General features: G+C 36.9%; 7 protein-coding genes and 1 tRNA gene. 3 read left to right on the top strand and 5 right to left on the bottom strand.

Translation table 11 applies throughout. From position 1 onward, the window contains the following. The gene (locus BM161_RS01850; protein ID WP_074929954.1) at positions 1 to 567 is read left to right on the top strand and encodes an ANTAR domain-containing response regulator; all 567 of its coding nucleotides are present in this window, start codon (positions 1 to 3) and stop codon (positions 565 to 567) included. Positions 568 to 685: 118 nt separating this feature from the next. Here the strand turns inward: BM161_RS01850 and purF are convergent, their stop codons facing one another. Continuing rightward, a complete protein-coding gene (gene purF / locus BM161_RS01845; RefSeq protein WP_074929953.1) occupies positions 686 to 2,119 on the bottom strand; it encodes an amidophosphoribosyltransferase in 1,434 nt (477 codons plus the stop codon). 145 nt (positions 2,120 to 2,264) lie between these two features. After that, positions 2,265 to 3,554 carry a GGDEF domain-containing protein gene (locus tag BM161_RS01840; protein ID WP_074929952.1) on the bottom strand — a complete coding sequence of 430 codons (1,290 nt, stop codon included), beginning with the start codon at positions 3,552 to 3,554 and terminating at the stop codon, positions 2,265 to 2,267. A gap of 136 nt (positions 3,555 to 3,690) precedes the next feature. Here BM161_RS01840 and BM161_RS01835 point away from each other — a divergent pair. Next, a tRNA-Ile gene (locus tag BM161_RS01835) sits at positions 3,691 to 3,763 on the top strand. Positions 3,764 to 3,811: 48 nt separating this feature from the next. Here BM161_RS01835 and glmS read toward each other — a convergent pair. Continuing rightward, positions 3,812 to 5,725 carry a glutamine--fructose-6-phosphate transaminase (isomerizing) gene (gene glmS, locus BM161_RS01830; protein WP_074929951.1) on the bottom strand — a complete coding sequence of 638 codons (1,914 nt, stop codon included), beginning with the start codon at positions 5,723 to 5,725 and terminating at the stop codon, positions 3,812 to 3,814. A gap of 182 nt (positions 5,726 to 5,907) precedes the next feature. Between glmS and BM161_RS01825 the strand changes: the two genes are divergently transcribed. After that, a complete protein-coding gene (locus BM161_RS01825) occupies positions 5,908 to 6,087 on the top strand; it encodes a hypothetical protein (protein ID WP_143090477.1) in 180 nt (59 codons plus the stop codon). Between the two features lie 59 nt (positions 6,088 to 6,146). Here BM161_RS01825 and BM161_RS01820 read toward each other — a convergent pair whose 3' ends face one another. Together BM161_RS01820 and BM161_RS01815 are read right to left on the bottom strand one after the other, a co-directional pair. Further along, complete coding sequence (locus BM161_RS01820) at positions 6,147 to 11,378, bottom strand: hypothetical protein (protein WP_074929949.1); 5,232 nt, start codon at positions 11,376 to 11,378, stop codon at positions 6,147 to 6,149. 19 nt (positions 11,379 to 11,397) lie between these two features. Beyond that, the gene (locus BM161_RS01815; protein ID WP_074929948.1) at positions 11,398 to 16,884 is read right to left on the bottom strand and encodes a hypothetical protein; all 5,487 of its coding nucleotides are present in this window, start codon (positions 16,882 to 16,884) and stop codon (positions 11,398 to 11,400) included. Positions 16,885 to 17,092: the final 208 nt, after the last annotated feature.

Here is a 17,092-nt window from a genome sequence, read left to right as displayed (position 1 = left end):
ATGACAGAAGACACACACAGCGTTTTAGTTGTTACAAAAGATACAAAGCTTTCTCAAACAATAAGCGTAATGCTTATGCCGCCGCTCTTCGAAACCGATATTCTCACCGATTTCAACGAAGCGCGCCGCAGAGTTTCTGAACGTGTCTATAACATCATTTTAGTTGATTATTCTGATGGTGAAGGAGCAGATTTTGCAATTGATGCTTCCGAAAATCTGAGCACAATCCTTTTGCTTACACCGCCGGCCCTTTTTGAAGAAGTAAGTTACCGTGTAGAAGGCTACGGCATCATCACAATCTCAAATCCTTTTGACCAGTTCTATTTTTACAATATGATTAAGGCAGCCATCGCCGTTCAATACAAGGTACAGGTACTTTCAAGTCAGACAACAAAGCTCAAAGTAAAGATGGAAGAAATCAAACTTGTAAACCGCGCAAAAATGCTTTTGATGCAGAACATGAGCATGACAGAGCAGGAAGCCCACCGCTTTATCGAAAAAGACGCCATGGACCGCAGCATGAAACGTACCGCCATCGCCGACGAGATTATAAAGAGATATGGATGATACATACGGTGGTTGAGTCTGCGGTCCCTGAGCCTGGTCGAAGGGTCGAAATCACCGCAGAAGGCAACCCATACAAAGTTTTACGGTAGTTTCGACAAGCTCAACCACCGTATTCACTTTATACCGGATATTCCCCGTTAAAACATCCCTTACAGAACGAATCCGCACCAAAGGCTTTTTTCATTCCTTCAAGACTGATAAATGCCAGAGAGTCCGCACCAATCTCCTTTCTGATTTCCTCAAGCTCATGATTGCTTGAAATCAGTTCATTCTTACTTGGAGTATCAATTCCCAAGTGGCAAGGAAACTTTACCTGTGGAGACGAAACGCGGAAATGAACTTCTTTCGCACCGGCGCGGCGGAGAATCTGAACAAGGCGGCGGCTCGTAGTACCGCGCACAATCGAATCATCAATTACAATAACGCGTTTACCCTCAAGGTCGCTGCGAATAGCATTCAGCTTTACAAATACCATATTCTCACGCTCTTTCTGAGTAGGCGCAATAAAGGTTCGTCCGATATATTTGTTTTTAATGATTCCCATACCGTAAGGAACTCCGCTGGCTCTCGCATAGCCCTGAGCAGCACCAAGTCCACTGTCCGGAACACCAATTACAACATCGGCATCCACCGGAGACTCTTCGGCCAGCACTTCTCCCATGCGGTAGCGTGCCTCCTGAACCGAAATTCCGTCAATCACTGAATCCGGACGTGCAAAATAAACATACTCAAAAATGCAGGTACGTTTTTTGTCCTCGGCATATTTTATCGAGCGCAGGCCATCCTTATTAATCACCACAATCTCGCCAGGTTCAACATCGCGCACAAACCTTCCGTTCACCGAGTCAATCGCACAACTCTCAGACGTAAGAATGAACTGTCCGCCGTCACGGTGGTTGAGTGCCTGCGAAGCAGGTGTATCGAAACCACCAATACACAAAGGGCGAATTCCATTAGGATCTCTCACGCCAATCAGCATATTTTCAGTCATAATGCAGAGCGCAAAAGAACCACTGATCAACTTTGCAGTCTGTACAACAGCCTCAACAAATCTCTGCTGATTTAATTCCGAGTTGTTTTCTTCTTCATTTGGTGTTCCAAGGTGACCGCCGTTTTCAATATATTTACGAACAATCAACTTTAAGATTACTTCACTGTCACTTGAGCTGGAAAAGGTGCTTCCATGATCTTCGAGCATCTCACGAAGCTTAGTGTGATTCACAAGCTGACCGTTATGAGCCAGAGCAATCGAACCATTCTTAAAAGAGTTCATAAATGGCTGGGCATTATCAATTGTACGTCCGCCTGCAGTTGCATAACGAACATGACCAACAGCAATGTTTCCATTCAGAGTCTCAAAATGGCCCTGCTTAAAAACATCACTTACAAGCCCCATATCCTTGCGAAGCTTAATTTTATTTCCATCGCTTACCGCAATTCCCGCACTCTCCTGCCCGCGGTGTTGCAAACTTGTCAAAGCAAAATAAGAAAGGGCAGCTGCATTCTCTGCCCCATAAATACCTACAACACCACATTCATCGCGAAAACCCATTTTAGACCTCGAATAGTTCCTCCGGTCAAGCCGGAGGATGACATAGCAAAAAAAACGCCGTAGACATACTCCTGCCTCAAGCAGAATTATATCTACGGCGTCTTTGCCTTAATATTCTATATTATTGTTAAATGAAGGGGTAATGTCAATTAGTTATAATTCGGTTTCGACCGCCAGTTTTTGCTTCATACATCGCATGGTCTACGCGGTCAAAAATAATCTGTGCAGTATCGCCTTCTTTTACATCAGTCAAACCAATACTGCAGGTAAGCTTAATCACCTTCTTAAACTCAGTCTTAGAAATCTTTTCTCTAAGCTCATCTGCAAGCTTTGTCACCTCTTCCAGCTTCATATCATAGCAGACACAGACAAACTCTTCGCCACCCCAGCGTCCAAGCGTAAAATTATAAGGCTCAATAAACTCATTGATTACCTTTACAAACTGCTTAAGAACAATATCACCTACAGAGTGACCAAACTTATCATTTACCTTCTTAAAGTAGTCAATATCCAGCATCATAAACGAAACCGGAGTTCCCTTATCCTTAAAGGTGTCGATTGCATTAATAATTTCAGTCTCGATTCGTCCGTGGTTGTAAATTGAAGTGAGCGGATCTCGGGAAGCAAGCTCTTCATAACGTTTAAGAGTATCGAACAGCTTAAGCGAATTATCATGAATATCCTGAACCATAAACACAAATCTGAAATCTTCTTTGTTTGTAGTCTCAGTTCGGCTGAAAATCAGTTTTACCCAGATATAAAGGCCTTCAAGGTTCTTCATCTGGCAGTCAAAAGAAGTTGTACGGCCCGGTGCAAGATTCTTTTTAAGATATTCAGGGTCCGTTCGTTCCAGGAACAGCTTCTGATCATCCGGCCAGATCATATTTACAATCATCTGGCGCCAGGCTGAATATTTAACATCATAATTTGCAGGATTATTTGTAAGCTCAGTAATATTAATGCTGTAAGAAATGTCTTTGATTAAATCAACATACATTGAGAAAAGGAAAGAACTCTCAATTGTATCAAGCTTGCGGTTTGTGTAGAAATCACGAAGATATTCACAGTTATCAAGCTCATCAAGCATAAAAAGATATTTTCCAGATTCCAAATCAAGCGGATAAATTGAAATCTGAATAAGATGAACTTCCCCGTCGCAGTTTATAGTAATACGGTCTACATATTTGCCTTTGAATTCCCCAATCATAGGAACAAAAACCTGATACTCGTCGGCAATTTTAGTTGTGCTATTATTAAGATGAAACCAGAATTTTTCTATAAGATCTTTATAAGAACCATCTTCGTCGAGAAAATTTTCAAAAACACCGTGCTTCTTAATTGTGTGATAGCTGTTTTTCTTTGCATCAACAATTATGATTGAATCAATCTTATCGAAAATTAAATCCGAAATGACTTCTTTTGAATAAACACTCATTAGTATAACCTTTAACTACGTATTTATTCATTATTACACCGTCTCGCCAAGTTTTCAATGTTTTTTTTCGTTGATTTTCGTAATTTTCCGTTATCTTGATTAAGCCCGATTTTTCTGATAATATTATTTTCATTCCGGGCCATTAGCTCAGTGGTTAGAGCAGAGGACTCATAATCCTTTGGTCCTTGGTTCAAGTCCAAGATGGCCCAAAAAAAAACCAGTCGCTTACGACTGGTTTTTTTTTGGGTTCAGCGATTTTATTCTACAGTTACCGACTTAGCCAGATTTCTTGGTTTATCTGGGTCAAAGCCGCGCTGTACTGCACAGTAGTAAGCGAAAAGCTGAGCAGGAATTACAGTCAGAATAGACGCAAGAGTATCCGAGCACTCAGGGATCTTAAATACTTCATCTGTTTTGCCTTCAAAAGCCTTTTCATCCTGAGTAATAACAAGCACTGTTGCACCGCGGCTCTTTACTTCTACCATGTTTGAACCGATTTTATCGTACAAAGCAGGCTGGCTGGCAATTGCAACAACCAGAGTCTGTGGGTCAATCAGGGCAATAGGACCATGTTTAAGTTCTCCGGCAGCAAAAGCTTCGGAATGCATATATGAAACTTCCTTAAGCTTCAAAGCACTTTCCAGAGAAGTTGCCGAGTCAAACTGACGGCCGATATAGAAAATCTTATCTTTATTAAACTGCTGAGAAGCGAACTTCTGGATAACTTCTTTCCCATCAAGAATCTGCTGAATCTTTGCAGGGATTCCTTCGAGCTCAGTCAAAAGCTTTGTTGCTTCTTCTTCACTCACAGTACCGCGCAGCTTACCAGCCTTAATTGCAAGCAGGTAAAGACACAAAAGCTGAGTAGTATAAGCCTTGGTAGAAGCAACCGCAATCTCTGGACCAGCCAAAGTGTAAATAACATCATCTGCCTCGCGGCTTACAGTTGAACCAACACAGTTAGTAATTGCAACAACTTTAAGACCGTTTTCCTTAGCAAGGCGAAGAGCGCTCAAAGTGTCGGCAGTTTCACCAGACTGAGAAATTACAATGAAGATATCTTTTTTGTCCAGAATAGGGTCGCGGTAGCGGAACTCAGAAGCAACATCAACATCAACCTTCATGCGGGCAATCTTTTCAAAAGCATATTTAGCAACAACGCCGGCATGGTAAGCAGTACCGCAGGCAGTAATTACAACGCGGTCTGCAGTCTTCCAGGCATCATCCATTTTGTTTTCCTCAAAGAAAACATCAACCGGCTTTCCAGAATCATCCTTTACAATACGAGGGCGCATAGTATCAGTAAGGCCCTTAGGCTGCTCGTGGATTTCCTTAATCATAAAGTGCTCGTAACCGCCCTTAGTAGCAGCGTCCATATCCCATTCAACATGGCTTGGTTCCTTTATGATTTTCTCGCCTTCAAAGTTAAAGAGGTCAACATGGTCATTATACAAAACAGCAAGCTCGCGCTCACCAAGATAGTAAACATCGCGTGTGTGCTCAAGAATAGCAGGAACATCAGAAGCAATAAAATTTTCGCCCTGACCAAGACCTACGATAAGAGGGCTTTCCTTGCGGGCAGCAATAATACGGTCCGGATAGTTCTTGCAGATTACGCCGAGGGCATAAGAACCTTCGAGCACGTGAAGAGTTTCAATTACAGCCTTAAAGATATCGCCAGTTGCCTTATATTTCTGGTCGAGAAGGTGAACAACAACTTCAGTATCTGTCTGAGACTTAAAGACAACACCCTGAGCCTGCAGCTTAGCCTTGAGCTCAGCATAGTTTTCGATAATACCGTTATGAACGATAGAGATTGTGCCGTCCATATTTGTGTGCGGATGGCTGTTCAAATCACTAGGCTCACCGTGAGTAGCCCAGCGAGTATGACCAATTCCAAGGCTTCCCTTAATAAAATCATCAGTCTTAAGAGCCAGCTTGTTTTCGTAGTCAGTATATTCTTTGCCCTTGAGCCCTTCCGGAATCACCTCGCCGGTAATTCTCTCAGAAAGATTTTTGAGCATTCCCTTTACTTTCTGAACAACAATTTCTTCCCCAGTATATACCGCAATACCTGCAGAATCGTATCCGCGATATTCCAGTTTTTTAAGCGCCCGGATTAACACCGAAGTCGCATTTTTATTTCCAACATAGCCGACAATGCCGCACATAATAAACTCCTGAATTATAATTAACCTTTATTTTACTGAAAATCATTTCTTTTTTAAAGAATATTCCCCAAAAACTTCCTGAAAACACATATCGAAACGTAAATTACTTTTACAAAACCTTTAATCTGGACCGCAAATCCAGGGAGGTAATTAATATGCTTAGTGCAAAATATAATTACAAAATGGATATCGCAGTAAAAAAAGAAGAAGCATTCAAAGATGGACAGGAACAAAAAGCCATCGAAGCCGCATTAATACTTATAAAAGAATTCAATATAAAGCCAGAATTAGCTGCAGAAAAAATGAATGCACCCCTCGAGAAAGTTTTAGAATTACAGAAGAATATAACTGCTGAAGTATAAAAAGAAGAACCTTGCCAATGGCAAGGTTCTTCTTTTTATTTTAATACAAATAATAGAAACTAGCGATGTCCATAATTCTTTGTACGGAATAAGTAAGCACCTTTTGTATTATTATTGTCATCTGTATTATCAACGTCCTCCAAAGATAAAACAAGTGTTTCACCTGGATACAGTGCAGTATTTTGTTTTATTGCAGCCCATGAACATTCAGCTACATACCAGTTCTTTGGACCTTGAGGTCCATCCTTATATAAGGTTGAAGCATCTGACGGCACGTCTCCAACAGCCAAGCCAGTATAACATACAGAACTTAAATCCCATGTTACCCAGTACCAGTAGGTATGTTCCTCTTGCCAAGAACCATCTTCGCTAAAGGCTGTTTTTCCAGTTGCTGCAGTTTTATCAGTACTAGTTACTGAATGATTGTTATCATTATAAGTATAAGTTTGATAACTATTATCACAAGCCATGAGTTTAAATGTGCTAGGCTTGTCCCAAGCCAGTGGAAAACCAGCTATTGTATTTCCACCAGCCGGAGAATCTCCTCCCTGAACCCATACAGGAAGATTGTACAGTGCCTTTGATCCTTCACTGGTTGTTACACCTGTTGCATAACCACCGCCTCTATCATAATCATTATTATTTAAATTCCATTGGTAATTATTATATTGATATACGCGCTTTGTTGAAAGATTAAACTTCAAAACAGTTCTTGCAGCATATTCATAAGATGTTTCTTGAGCCTTTTGGGTTTGCTTATTAGCATCTGTGTATGTAGTTGCTTTTGCTACAATAGCAATTTTAAGTCCTGTAGCACCTGCATAGTTTGAAATTGTAGAACCTAAGGTTTGTTCAGCATTATAGGCAGTAAGGCCTGTTGTTGGTGGTATTGTTACATCCGCAGTTGTTAAATCTGATTTACCATGAGTCTTTGCATCCTTAATAGTTTTTACTGCAGAAGGTTCTTCTTTCTTTACCCATGTAATTTCTGCTACAGAAGTTTGACATGTAATTTTCATTTTTGCAGTAGAAGGCATTTCAACAGTTGCGTCTTTTGCGGAGCCTGTACTGGAGATTTTCTGATCCTTTTTCTGAATTCGTATTATAGGCTTCTCCACCCCGTTTGCAACAATTCCAGAAATTTCACGTATTGGACTTTCTGTAGTACCTTCATGATTTTGATTCTGAACATTATCCTGTACAATTCCAGATGGAATAACAAGTTTGTAAGTTGCACCTTTAACTGGAATTTCGTAAGAACCAGTCAGTTTTACTGTCAGTTTATTTCTACTAGCAGTAATATTGCTTGAATACAAAGGTACTATCACCTTATCTTTATCTTTTGCTTTAAATAGTCCTATTAATGTTTCATCGGTGTCATCTATATCAAAATCAAGAATATATTTCTTAGTTGTATCTGGAGTAAGTGTTGTTGCCGTATCAGTTGCTTTATATGCACCATTAATTCCTTCTGTATAGTATTTCTTTGAAACTTCATCTTTTGTGAAAGTAGCATTCTTTATTGTTGCCGGCAACTTGCTATACTGAGTTTCTGTAAATACAGTAGGTGCCTTGTAAGTATCTGTCATTTCGAGACGTATTTCTTTTGTGCTGCTTATTTTTGAAATATCACGATTGAAAGTAATCGTTAAAGTCTGATTATCAGCTGAAAGAGCATAACTTTGATATGTTGGATATCCAGAAAGTATCTTTATCTTTTTACTTTCATTTATATTCTTTCCCGAAATAATTGTAGTACTATATGGTACCGAAACTGATTTTATATTTGGTGCTGATTCTGTTCCATAATCAACATTCACTTTATTATCTGTGCCAAAAGACCAGCCAATAACTTTTAACAAACCTTCGGCATTGCCTGTAGTATCAATAGTATCTTTTTCTCCGACTGTATAAGTAAATGTAAAAGAACTTGCTTTTGTTGTAGGATTATCGATTGAAATTGCTTGTAAAGCAGAGCCATTTCGTTTTACATTAAGAGATACAGTAGAACCAACTGCTAAAGTCACTGCTTTTCCAAAATTAATCTGTCCTGTAATTGTATCACCAGTTTTATATGTAGCTTCGGCATTTGTTACTGTTATATTTTTGAAAATCTCAACTTTGTCTACCGTTACTTTCTTTACAGCAGATACAGGACCTGAATTTCCAGCCTTGTCTGTCTGCTTAGCCTTTATTTCATATACACCAGAATTTTTGATATTAATTGTTTTAGTTGTAACTGATTCAGTATTTGTATACGACTGCCATGTAACTCCATTGTCTATGGAATATTCGACAGTTGCTTCTTTTTCTCCAGTTATAACAAAACTGGTATCTGAAGAAACAATAACATCATCCCCAGACCATGCAGGTGTTATAACAGGGGCTGCTGGAGGAGTATTATCAATAATAATTCCTGAAAAACTCTGTTTTGCAAGATTCCAGTTTGAATCTGTAATCGAATTACCTGCTTCATCTGTTATTGAAACTCCAGAATGTGTTAGAGAATTTTCAACAAACTCCAAAGGATTAGCATTCTCTCCAGCCTTTACAGTATATGTAAAGAGAACACTAGAACCACTCTTTTTTGCTGTAATACTTGGATTGGAGATTCCTTCAAAACTTAAACCAATAGAATTTGCATTTGTAAGAGTCAAATTATTACTAAAGTTATCTTCAAAATCCAGTCTAAGTAATAAAGTCGAACCTGCTTTATAAGAATTTTTAGGAGAAAGCATGCTTATAGAACTAACTTTTGGTGGAGTCGTATCTATTGTTATGTTACGACTAGTACCAAGCAATTTTTTTGAGTCTGTAGGCATTGTAGGCGTAAATGCTTCAGCTCCAGTTACAGTATTGTCTTTCCATACACCGCCATTTATTGCTTCTACATCCAACTTTTCAATATTATCCCCATCCTGAACTGTATAATCAAATTCAAGTTGTGCAGTGTTATTTGTACTGGTAACAAAAGTTGCCGTCTTTCTATTCTTATCAGGTCCCAGATTCAATGATAAGGTTGGATTTCCTGTAACATTTGTAGCCTTAGTAAACTCAAGGAATAATTTTATTACAGTTCTCGTTGAATATTTACCGTCTGTATTAATTGCCCCTATTCTTTCAAGACTAACATTTGTAGTCTCAATAAATACAGATTTAGTAACTGAAGTTGTATTATTCCCATAATCTGTAATTGAAGCAGTAATTGCCGTTGAACTGGTAGGTATATTAGTTACTCTACATTCCCAAGTGTATTTTCCATTTGATTTTTTTGTATAAGAAGGAATTTCAAAGACAGCATTTCCCCAATTAAAATTAATTGCACTGATTCGATTTCTATTATTCCATGCATTAATAGAGTTGTCTGCCATCTCTCCTTTCAGAATCACATAATCACCAGCTTCAACAACCGCTAAATTAGGAATCTCTTCACTCAGCACCCCTGTTTTTGCAGTTCCATTTGATTTAAACTGTTGAATTGATGTAATAGATAATTCTGGTGACTGTGCATCACCATTAATAGAAATCTGGATTACCTTTGTCGTTGCACCACTATCTTTCGCGCGAACAAGAAAATTCAGTTCCTGCAAATGCTTCTGATTAGTTCCTAATCCAATATTTAATTCATTTGAATTAAATAGATTTAGCTCTTTATTTACTGTATAAGTATTTACCTTTTTAATATTGTCATAAGTTGGATTTCCAAGAGTTATTGTAAAAATCCTATTACCGTAATTATCTTCGGGAGTATCTGTTGAATCCCAGAATAGTTCATTTCCATTAGCATAACGAATCATATTTGCAGGAGTGGAATCGTCTGGATTCAAAAATATAATCTTTAATGATTCAATTCTACCGTCATCTGAAACTGTCCCTGAAAAATTTATATCTCCATTAGCATTAGCTAAGGCTGAAGCATTGTAATTCAATACGATATCTGGAGCCTTAACATCCATTATCTTAAAATATCGCTGAATAGATGCAGATTTTCCATGCAAATCAGATACTTTCAAGCTAAGTTCGTATACACCTTCATCGTTTGGAGCATTAATAGACCATGCTGAAGTTTTTGCCTTATCTTCAGAAAGCTTAATTGTCTTGTTAGCTAATTCATTAAATACTGAATATTCGCCACTATTATCATCTTTCTTTTTGATTGTATATGTTAGACTTGAAATTCCATCATCATCATAAGCAAGTCCAGATATTGGAGATGACGGGAATATTTCTGCAAGCGAAGTATCATTTAAACCGCCATTATTTGCTTCAATCCATGGAGTATCAGCTTCTGGCCACCATACAAAGTATCCAATTACTTTTCGTTCCCATGCATCTGAACTACTTATGCTTGTTGAAATAATTCGGACAAGATGTTTCCCTGTTGTAAGTTCCTGATGTGAAGAAGTTATCCATTCTTCCGGAATTATAGTTAACTGCCAGTTTCGCAAATCTGTTGCTTCCGAACCTTTACGAGATAAAGTGCGTGAATAATATTTGTTTGCATTACCTAAAGGATAGGCTGCAGCAATTTTTTCTGTAGTTGGATCTTTAATTACCGGAACATTATCAGAAATTATTCTTTCATCTGTAATGCCGTCATCTAATTCAATCAATAGCTCCTTAAATGAAGCAGATCCTTCCTGTCTTCCATATAAAGTTATTTCGCCATTTAACAAATTTAAGAAGGTATTACCATTTATACCAATTACAGGATCTGGATCATATGAATCAAATGTATCTTTAGCCTTTGTATAAGAGGAAATGATGTCCGGCTTATAAATACTTACATTAGGAATTTTTTCATCAACTATCAAAGTACAGTTTATTTTAGATTCCTTTCCAGAGTTACCCATTTCATCTGTAACTAAAATTTCCAGACTATAATTTGATCCCATACCACTTCTTGCCTCGGCAGTATTTACGTCTACGAACCAAGTCCAGATTCCATCTTTATTTGAACACAATGCATTACTATCTGAAAGTTCTATCCAATCAGTGCCGGCAGTTTTCTTTTGCCATTTATGGCCAGGTTCAACAGAATAATGTAAGTCGGCTTCTTCAAAATCTATCGAAAGCTTTGTTACACCTTCATTATCTGAGGCAGTACCAGAAAGACGGAAAGTCTGGGCAACTGAATCATTATCCTTATGAGATAAAAGATTAACTACTGGAGGCTCAAGATCTACAGCTTCTCCAAGACCAATTTCACAGGCTGATAAAGTAACAAGAGTAAAAAGTCCTAATGTGGAGAATTTTAATAACTTACTAAATCTATTAATCATTTTTGTCATAACTTTTTCTCCTATCATCTTAGTTCCAGCTCTTCATATTTACACAGATTGATAATTCACCAGGATACATATAGCCCCAATTCTGACACCAGTCATAATAATTACCAGCAATCCAGTTATAACCAGAGTAAGATGACTCAACTAATATTTCATAACTAACCCAGTAATAATCATAGACACCATTAGTTGTATCTATATCTCTATAACATCGTCTTAAATAACAAGATCCTGGACGACTATCGCGAAGTGGATATGGTACGATAGTTGGCTCTCCACCCCAATAAGTTGTTCCGCGAATAGAGAAATCTGTATGTCCATTAGATAAACCTGCCGAATACTGAACATTATTTTCGTTTGTATTTCCCCATGGTCGGTAGAAACGAACAACTGTCTGGAAGGCACATTCTTTACCAAGGTCAGAAGATGTAAAGCCAGTTTTCTTTGCCTGAGCTACAATATAATCCTTACAAGATTCATTATGTTTTCCATTTCCTGCAGCAAAGAAAGTATCCTTTGTATATGATGAACCCAATTTCAAGCTATCTAATGCTGTTGCAGGAAGTCCTGTAGTGGATACATAGGAATAACAAGGGATATTTGAACTCTCTTTATATTTCCAACAACTTGCATCTGAGTAAACTTTTTCATTTTTTTTATAATCGTCATTATTATTGTCTTTTGATCCTGTTATTACAGTTTTTGCTAATTCAGTATCTGCTATTATAGGTTGTGTTGTATCAACAGCTCCAAGTGATTTTCCATATTCAATTGTAACGTCATCTGTTTCACAATCAATTCTTACACGAACATAACCCGTAGGTTTTGAAACAGCAGCAGTATCATCAGAAGTAATTGCACTAGTTGTAAGGTTTCCAGAAGCATCACTCTGCTTAACTCCAACACCATAACTGTATCGATCAATTCGAATTACAGGAGTTGCAACCTTGTCTGACCAGAAAGAATTCTTATCATTTGTTGTTTTAACAAGAACAACCGGTTTTGCAGTACCTGTTACAGTACTACGACCTCGTCCAGCTGAAGCTGAATCCCATGTACCAAGAGAATCTGTTAATTTACCATCATTTTTCATAATAGAATCTGTTGGTGTTTTTGTCGTTGTAGTAGCAGCTTCATCACTATACTTTGAACCAAACTCCTTACCTGTATAATCTACAAAAGCACCCTTTTCTATTACAAGTTCCCATTCACGTCCGTTTGGTAAATCATCATCATCATCAATTAATCCTTTAGGGAATTCTATGATATAGGTAGAATAATCTTTAACCGTTTTTCCATCTACCATAGTTTCACTCGGTTTTACATAATCTTCTGCAGTTACATCGAGAACACGCTCATGAAAACCTGCTGCCTCAAGAGTATTTCTGATATTATCTGCAGTAATCTTGGTTGAATTTGCTGCAGTAAGTGTTTCTGGCTCAGTAGCTGTACCATTAGATTTATAAGTTGTTCCATAATAATGAGCATCTGAAGTTTCCCAAATTCCCATATTTACATCAAGCACATACGCAACTTCATCAGTTTTTGGAGAACCATCACTCTTTATTCCATACGAAGATTTTTTATATGGGCCAATGTATTGTCCAGAGCCATGATAATAATCATTATCATATTTTATTCCGGTTCGTAAATCCTGAACATCTTCTGCTTCATCCATGCAGAGAACTTGTTTTCCATTCAATGTAATACTTGCGTTATTTTTTGTTGTAGTAACACTCCATGAAGAAGGAATTGCGTTCAAAATTGTATTAAAATCATCTCCTTTTATTACCGGTGGGATTGCCCATTTTTTAACCAGGCGTAATGTAATGTTTCCAGTTCCTTTTTGAACCGGCTCATTAAATACAATTGTTATTTTTCTACCATTTTTATAAACATTACTACCAGATTCAGTTTCTCCATCTGGAGTCATGCTTTTTATGTACGGAATTACACCATCACAAACAACTTTAGTTGAATAGTCAGTTGTTAAACCAGAACCTGTAAATCCATACTCATCCTTTATATCATCAAGATGAAGACCTTCATTATCTGCATTACCTGACTTTACTTTTATTGTAAACTGATCCTCTTTTTTTACAGTATATTCAAAAGTTGCTGTTGTAAACCAACCGTCTGGATCTTCTGGATCTGCATTTGTTGATTTTAGTTCTGCATAAGCATTTGTTGAAATAACTTCTTCATTCTCTTTTTTTGAAAGATATATTTTTGCATTATTTGTGGTTTTCTTTACCTTTGCATCAAAAGAAACCTTAAACTGAATCTTTTCCCCTGCATTGAGATATCCGTTTGGCGTTATACATTCAAAAGTATAATTTGGGAATGCATTTTTAATATCTATAGTTAAAACAGGAGCAGGATCAGAAATATTTCCCGCATAATCTATACTTTGAGCTGTCAACTGTGCAGATTTGGTTAATGTCTGTACAGAAGAATAGTCACTCCAGTTATTTCCCCCATTAGTGGAATACTGACTTTTGTTTATGGTTGCATCAGTCGGATCTTTTACTACAATAAACTTTAATGACGTTTGATAATAATTTGATGTAATACCAGTTGCACCAGATTCATCCATTATACTAGGAGCCTTAGGTTTTTTAGTATCTATGTAGAATGAAGTAGTTACCGTATTACCTGAACTTAACGTCAAAGGATTATTGTAAGAATCGAGTATATAAGCTGTTCCACTAATACAACTTGCCGGACTATATGAAAGTCTTCCATTTTTATCATCGGATGCAATTCTCTTGCTAAAGGTAATAGTAGTATTACTTTCAGTATCAGTTTGGCCGGCATAATCTAACTCTACATCACCTTCACTAGTAGTAAGCTTAAACTTTGGATTTCCCTGTACTGTTACAGGTTCTGTAATTGTAACTTTAACTGTAAGAGTTTTTCCTTCGCGTAAATATTTAACTCCATTATTTGTAATTGCAGCAATCTCTTCTGTAGTTCCTGTAGTCTCAATTTGAATTCCATTATTTGCAATTTTTGGAGAAACGCCATCTACCTTAATGTTCTTTGTATCAAATTCATTTGTGAATGAACCAATTATTACTCTATCGCTTGTAAATGATGCACTTGCTGCATCATTGTCTGTTACAAACACTATATTTGAAGCATCTGCAAATAATTTCAAAACATCATTGGTATTTGTATAATCTCCATCTTCAATCTGATATTCAAAATGGAGTGTTGTAGAACCGTCTCCACTAACATACTTTGCTTTTTCAGCTGAAGTAGAAGTTTTATTTGGAGTACAGGTTGTATTTGTAATACCTTTTATCTTTAACCAGAGATGTGGATCTGTCTCTGATTTTTCGGCTGCAACAAGATTTACTGCTTTACTAAAAGCAACTGTTATATCTACAGAGTCTCCTTTTCCAAGCTTATCTGGTGATGTAGACGAAACACTTATTAAAGAAGGTAGCGAACTTACAATAAGAGTATATTGTGCCGTACTTGATTTCTCAAAAACATCTTTCGCAGTAAAACGATATTTTGGTTTTTCACCTTTACTAGACATAGCTGTTAAATCTGCATTTGAGATTACTGCTTCATAATAACCAGTTGAATTGTTATAAGCAGCGCCTTCCACAGGTATTGCTGTTGTACCTTCAATTTTATCTATTTTGTATTCATTAATATCAATTGGTAATCCGCTTGCCTTTGTAGCATAAAATTTAAGAGTATAATCTCCTTCATTTGAAACTGCCTGCATATCTCCAGAAGGATTAACTGCAATTATTATTGGAGGAGTATCATCTTTTTTAAGAGTATATTCTGAATAAATTGAATTTCCATCAAGACGCGTAAGTTTAACAAGAAAATATTTATCATATTTTTTTTCATTTTCACTTGTACCCGGTTTAATAAAATCATTAAACAAGTCTACTGTAAAACTGAAAGTATGCTTCTTAAACGAACCTTCATCTGGAGCCATTGTGAGTGGAACAGACCATAGCTTCATTCCATTATATGTTTTTGTACGTGTCGGAGACTGAGCTAACTCATTATGAGATTCTTTTGTTGTAAGAGTATCAAGCCATTCCTTTGCAGTAGCATATTTATTTGTAATTGAATTCGGTACCCATACAAACTCAAGGAACTCACAACCTGTTGTATCCAATGTTTGACCTGTAATTGTAACATTGGCTTTACTATTATTATCAGCCATTACCATTGTAGGAATTGAATTGTTTGATGGAGATGTGATAAAGAGTTTAGGTGTTGAAATATCTGTTACCTGAACCGGAACATCAATAATTGTTATTTCAGAAGGATTTTCTGTTCCATCCAATGCATATGAAATATCTTTTGCATATGCCACAAGATGCATTGTTGTATCTGGAGTATCAGGAGCTTTTAAAGGTTTTACAACTTCTCTTGTTGTATTATGGGAATCAGACTCAAACTTTCCCTTACGATCATTATCGTTTGTTGCATTATAAATGCTCTCTGGATTCGTAATCCAATTTGAACTTAAAGCAGTATATTCACTATTAGTTAAAAGTGCACAATATGCTTCATCAAGACAGTCATCATCAAAAAGCGTCAAACTCAATGTTGTTTTAATGTTAAGATGAAGGATATTATCTTCACCAGGAGCTGTTGAAGGAACAATTCTTGGTTTATCGCTGTCTGGCCACCAGATGAACCAGCCACTTGGAATTTTTACATGTTCAACTTTATTTGATTCAGGTACTGTAACAACATCTTCGGCTGAATAACGTACCTCAATATAATGTTTATCATCATTGAGGGCAGAAAGATCCGAAGCAGTCACAAGGAATTCCGGAGCATATAATCCGCTGTCTTCTGTTTTATCAATCTTACAAAGTTTATTTCCGCCTTCATCAAATAATTCTATATACACATTCTTGATGCCCATAGTATCACTAAAGCTTCCACGAATTGAGAAAGAAACATTCTGGGCAGCATCTTTATTTTCAGAATCATCGAGATTTAATCCTTCAAGATATGTACGATCTCTTAAAGAATACTGAATTCCGTTTACCTTTCTGTCTATATACCATGTATTTCCTACTGGAGCTGTATCATCAATAAATAAAGTAATTACCTGTGAAGATCTTGTAGAATAATTTTCTGCATAATCTGTTACAGAGAACTTTAAGCTTGCTACACCTTCTTTATCAAAATTTATATCTGCTATCCATGAATCATCTCTTAATGTAGCACCAGTTAAATATGTATATTTTTCTTCTCCATCCCACTTAATTTCTACAAAAACAGATTGTACTCTCTCATTATCTGTAGCAGTTCCCTTAAATACTGCATCACGTTTACAATAGATTACGCTGCCAAATTCAGACCCATTTACAACAGTTCCCCCACTTTCCATACTGGTAATTTTAATAACAGGGGCTTCCAGGTCAGGAGATTTTCCTAATCCAACTTCACAAGAATTAAAAAAGAATACAGACAGTGCTGCCAGGGCGAAAATGAATGAACTGATACTTTTTTTCATGATACAAAATCCTGAAATAAAAAATACTTTTTGTTGAGATTAGTCTGCGATTGGTCGGGAGATGTAAAAACTTTTTATTTGGTATAACTTTTCCGGCAATTGCCGACATCTACAATAAAATTATCGGTAAAACGCTTGAAAAAAAACAGATTTTTAAGAAAACGTTTTACTTATCTATAATTTTAACACAGAATTTTTAGATTGCAAA

This window comes from Treponema bryantii (genome assembly GCF_900113965.1).
Classification (GTDB): domain Bacteria; phylum Spirochaetota; class Spirochaetia; order Treponematales; family Treponemataceae; genus Treponema_D; species Treponema_D bryantii_A.
This window is presented reverse-complemented; position numbering and strand designations above follow the sequence as displayed.

What these genes read in the sequence shown, in the direction of transcription:
- BM161_RS01850 (WP_074929954.1), top strand. Translation starts at nt 1, where the DNA reads ATGACAGAAGACACACACAGCGTTTTAGTTGTTACAAAAGATACAAAG.
- purF (WP_074929953.1), bottom strand. Translation starts at nt 2,119, where the DNA reads ATGGGTTTTCGCGATGAATGTGGTGTTGTAGGTATTTATGGGGCAGAG.
- BM161_RS01840 (WP_074929952.1), bottom strand. Translation starts at nt 3,554, where the DNA reads ATGAGTGTTTATTCAAAAGAAGTCATTTCGGATTTAATTTTCGATAAG.
- glmS (WP_074929951.1), bottom strand. Translation starts at nt 5,725, where the DNA reads ATGTGCGGCATTGTCGGCTATGTTGGAAATAAAAATGCGACTTCGGTG.
- BM161_RS01825 (WP_143090477.1), top strand. Translation starts at nt 5,908, where the DNA reads ATGGATATCGCAGTAAAAAAAGAAGAAGCATTCAAAGATGGACAGGAA.
- BM161_RS01820 (WP_074929949.1), bottom strand. Translation starts at nt 11,378, where the DNA reads ATGACAAAAATGATTAATAGATTTAGTAAGTTATTAAAATTCTCCACA.
- BM161_RS01815 (WP_074929948.1), bottom strand. Translation starts at nt 16,884, where the DNA reads ATGAAAAAAAGTATCAGTTCATTCATTTTCGCCCTGGCAGCACTGTCT.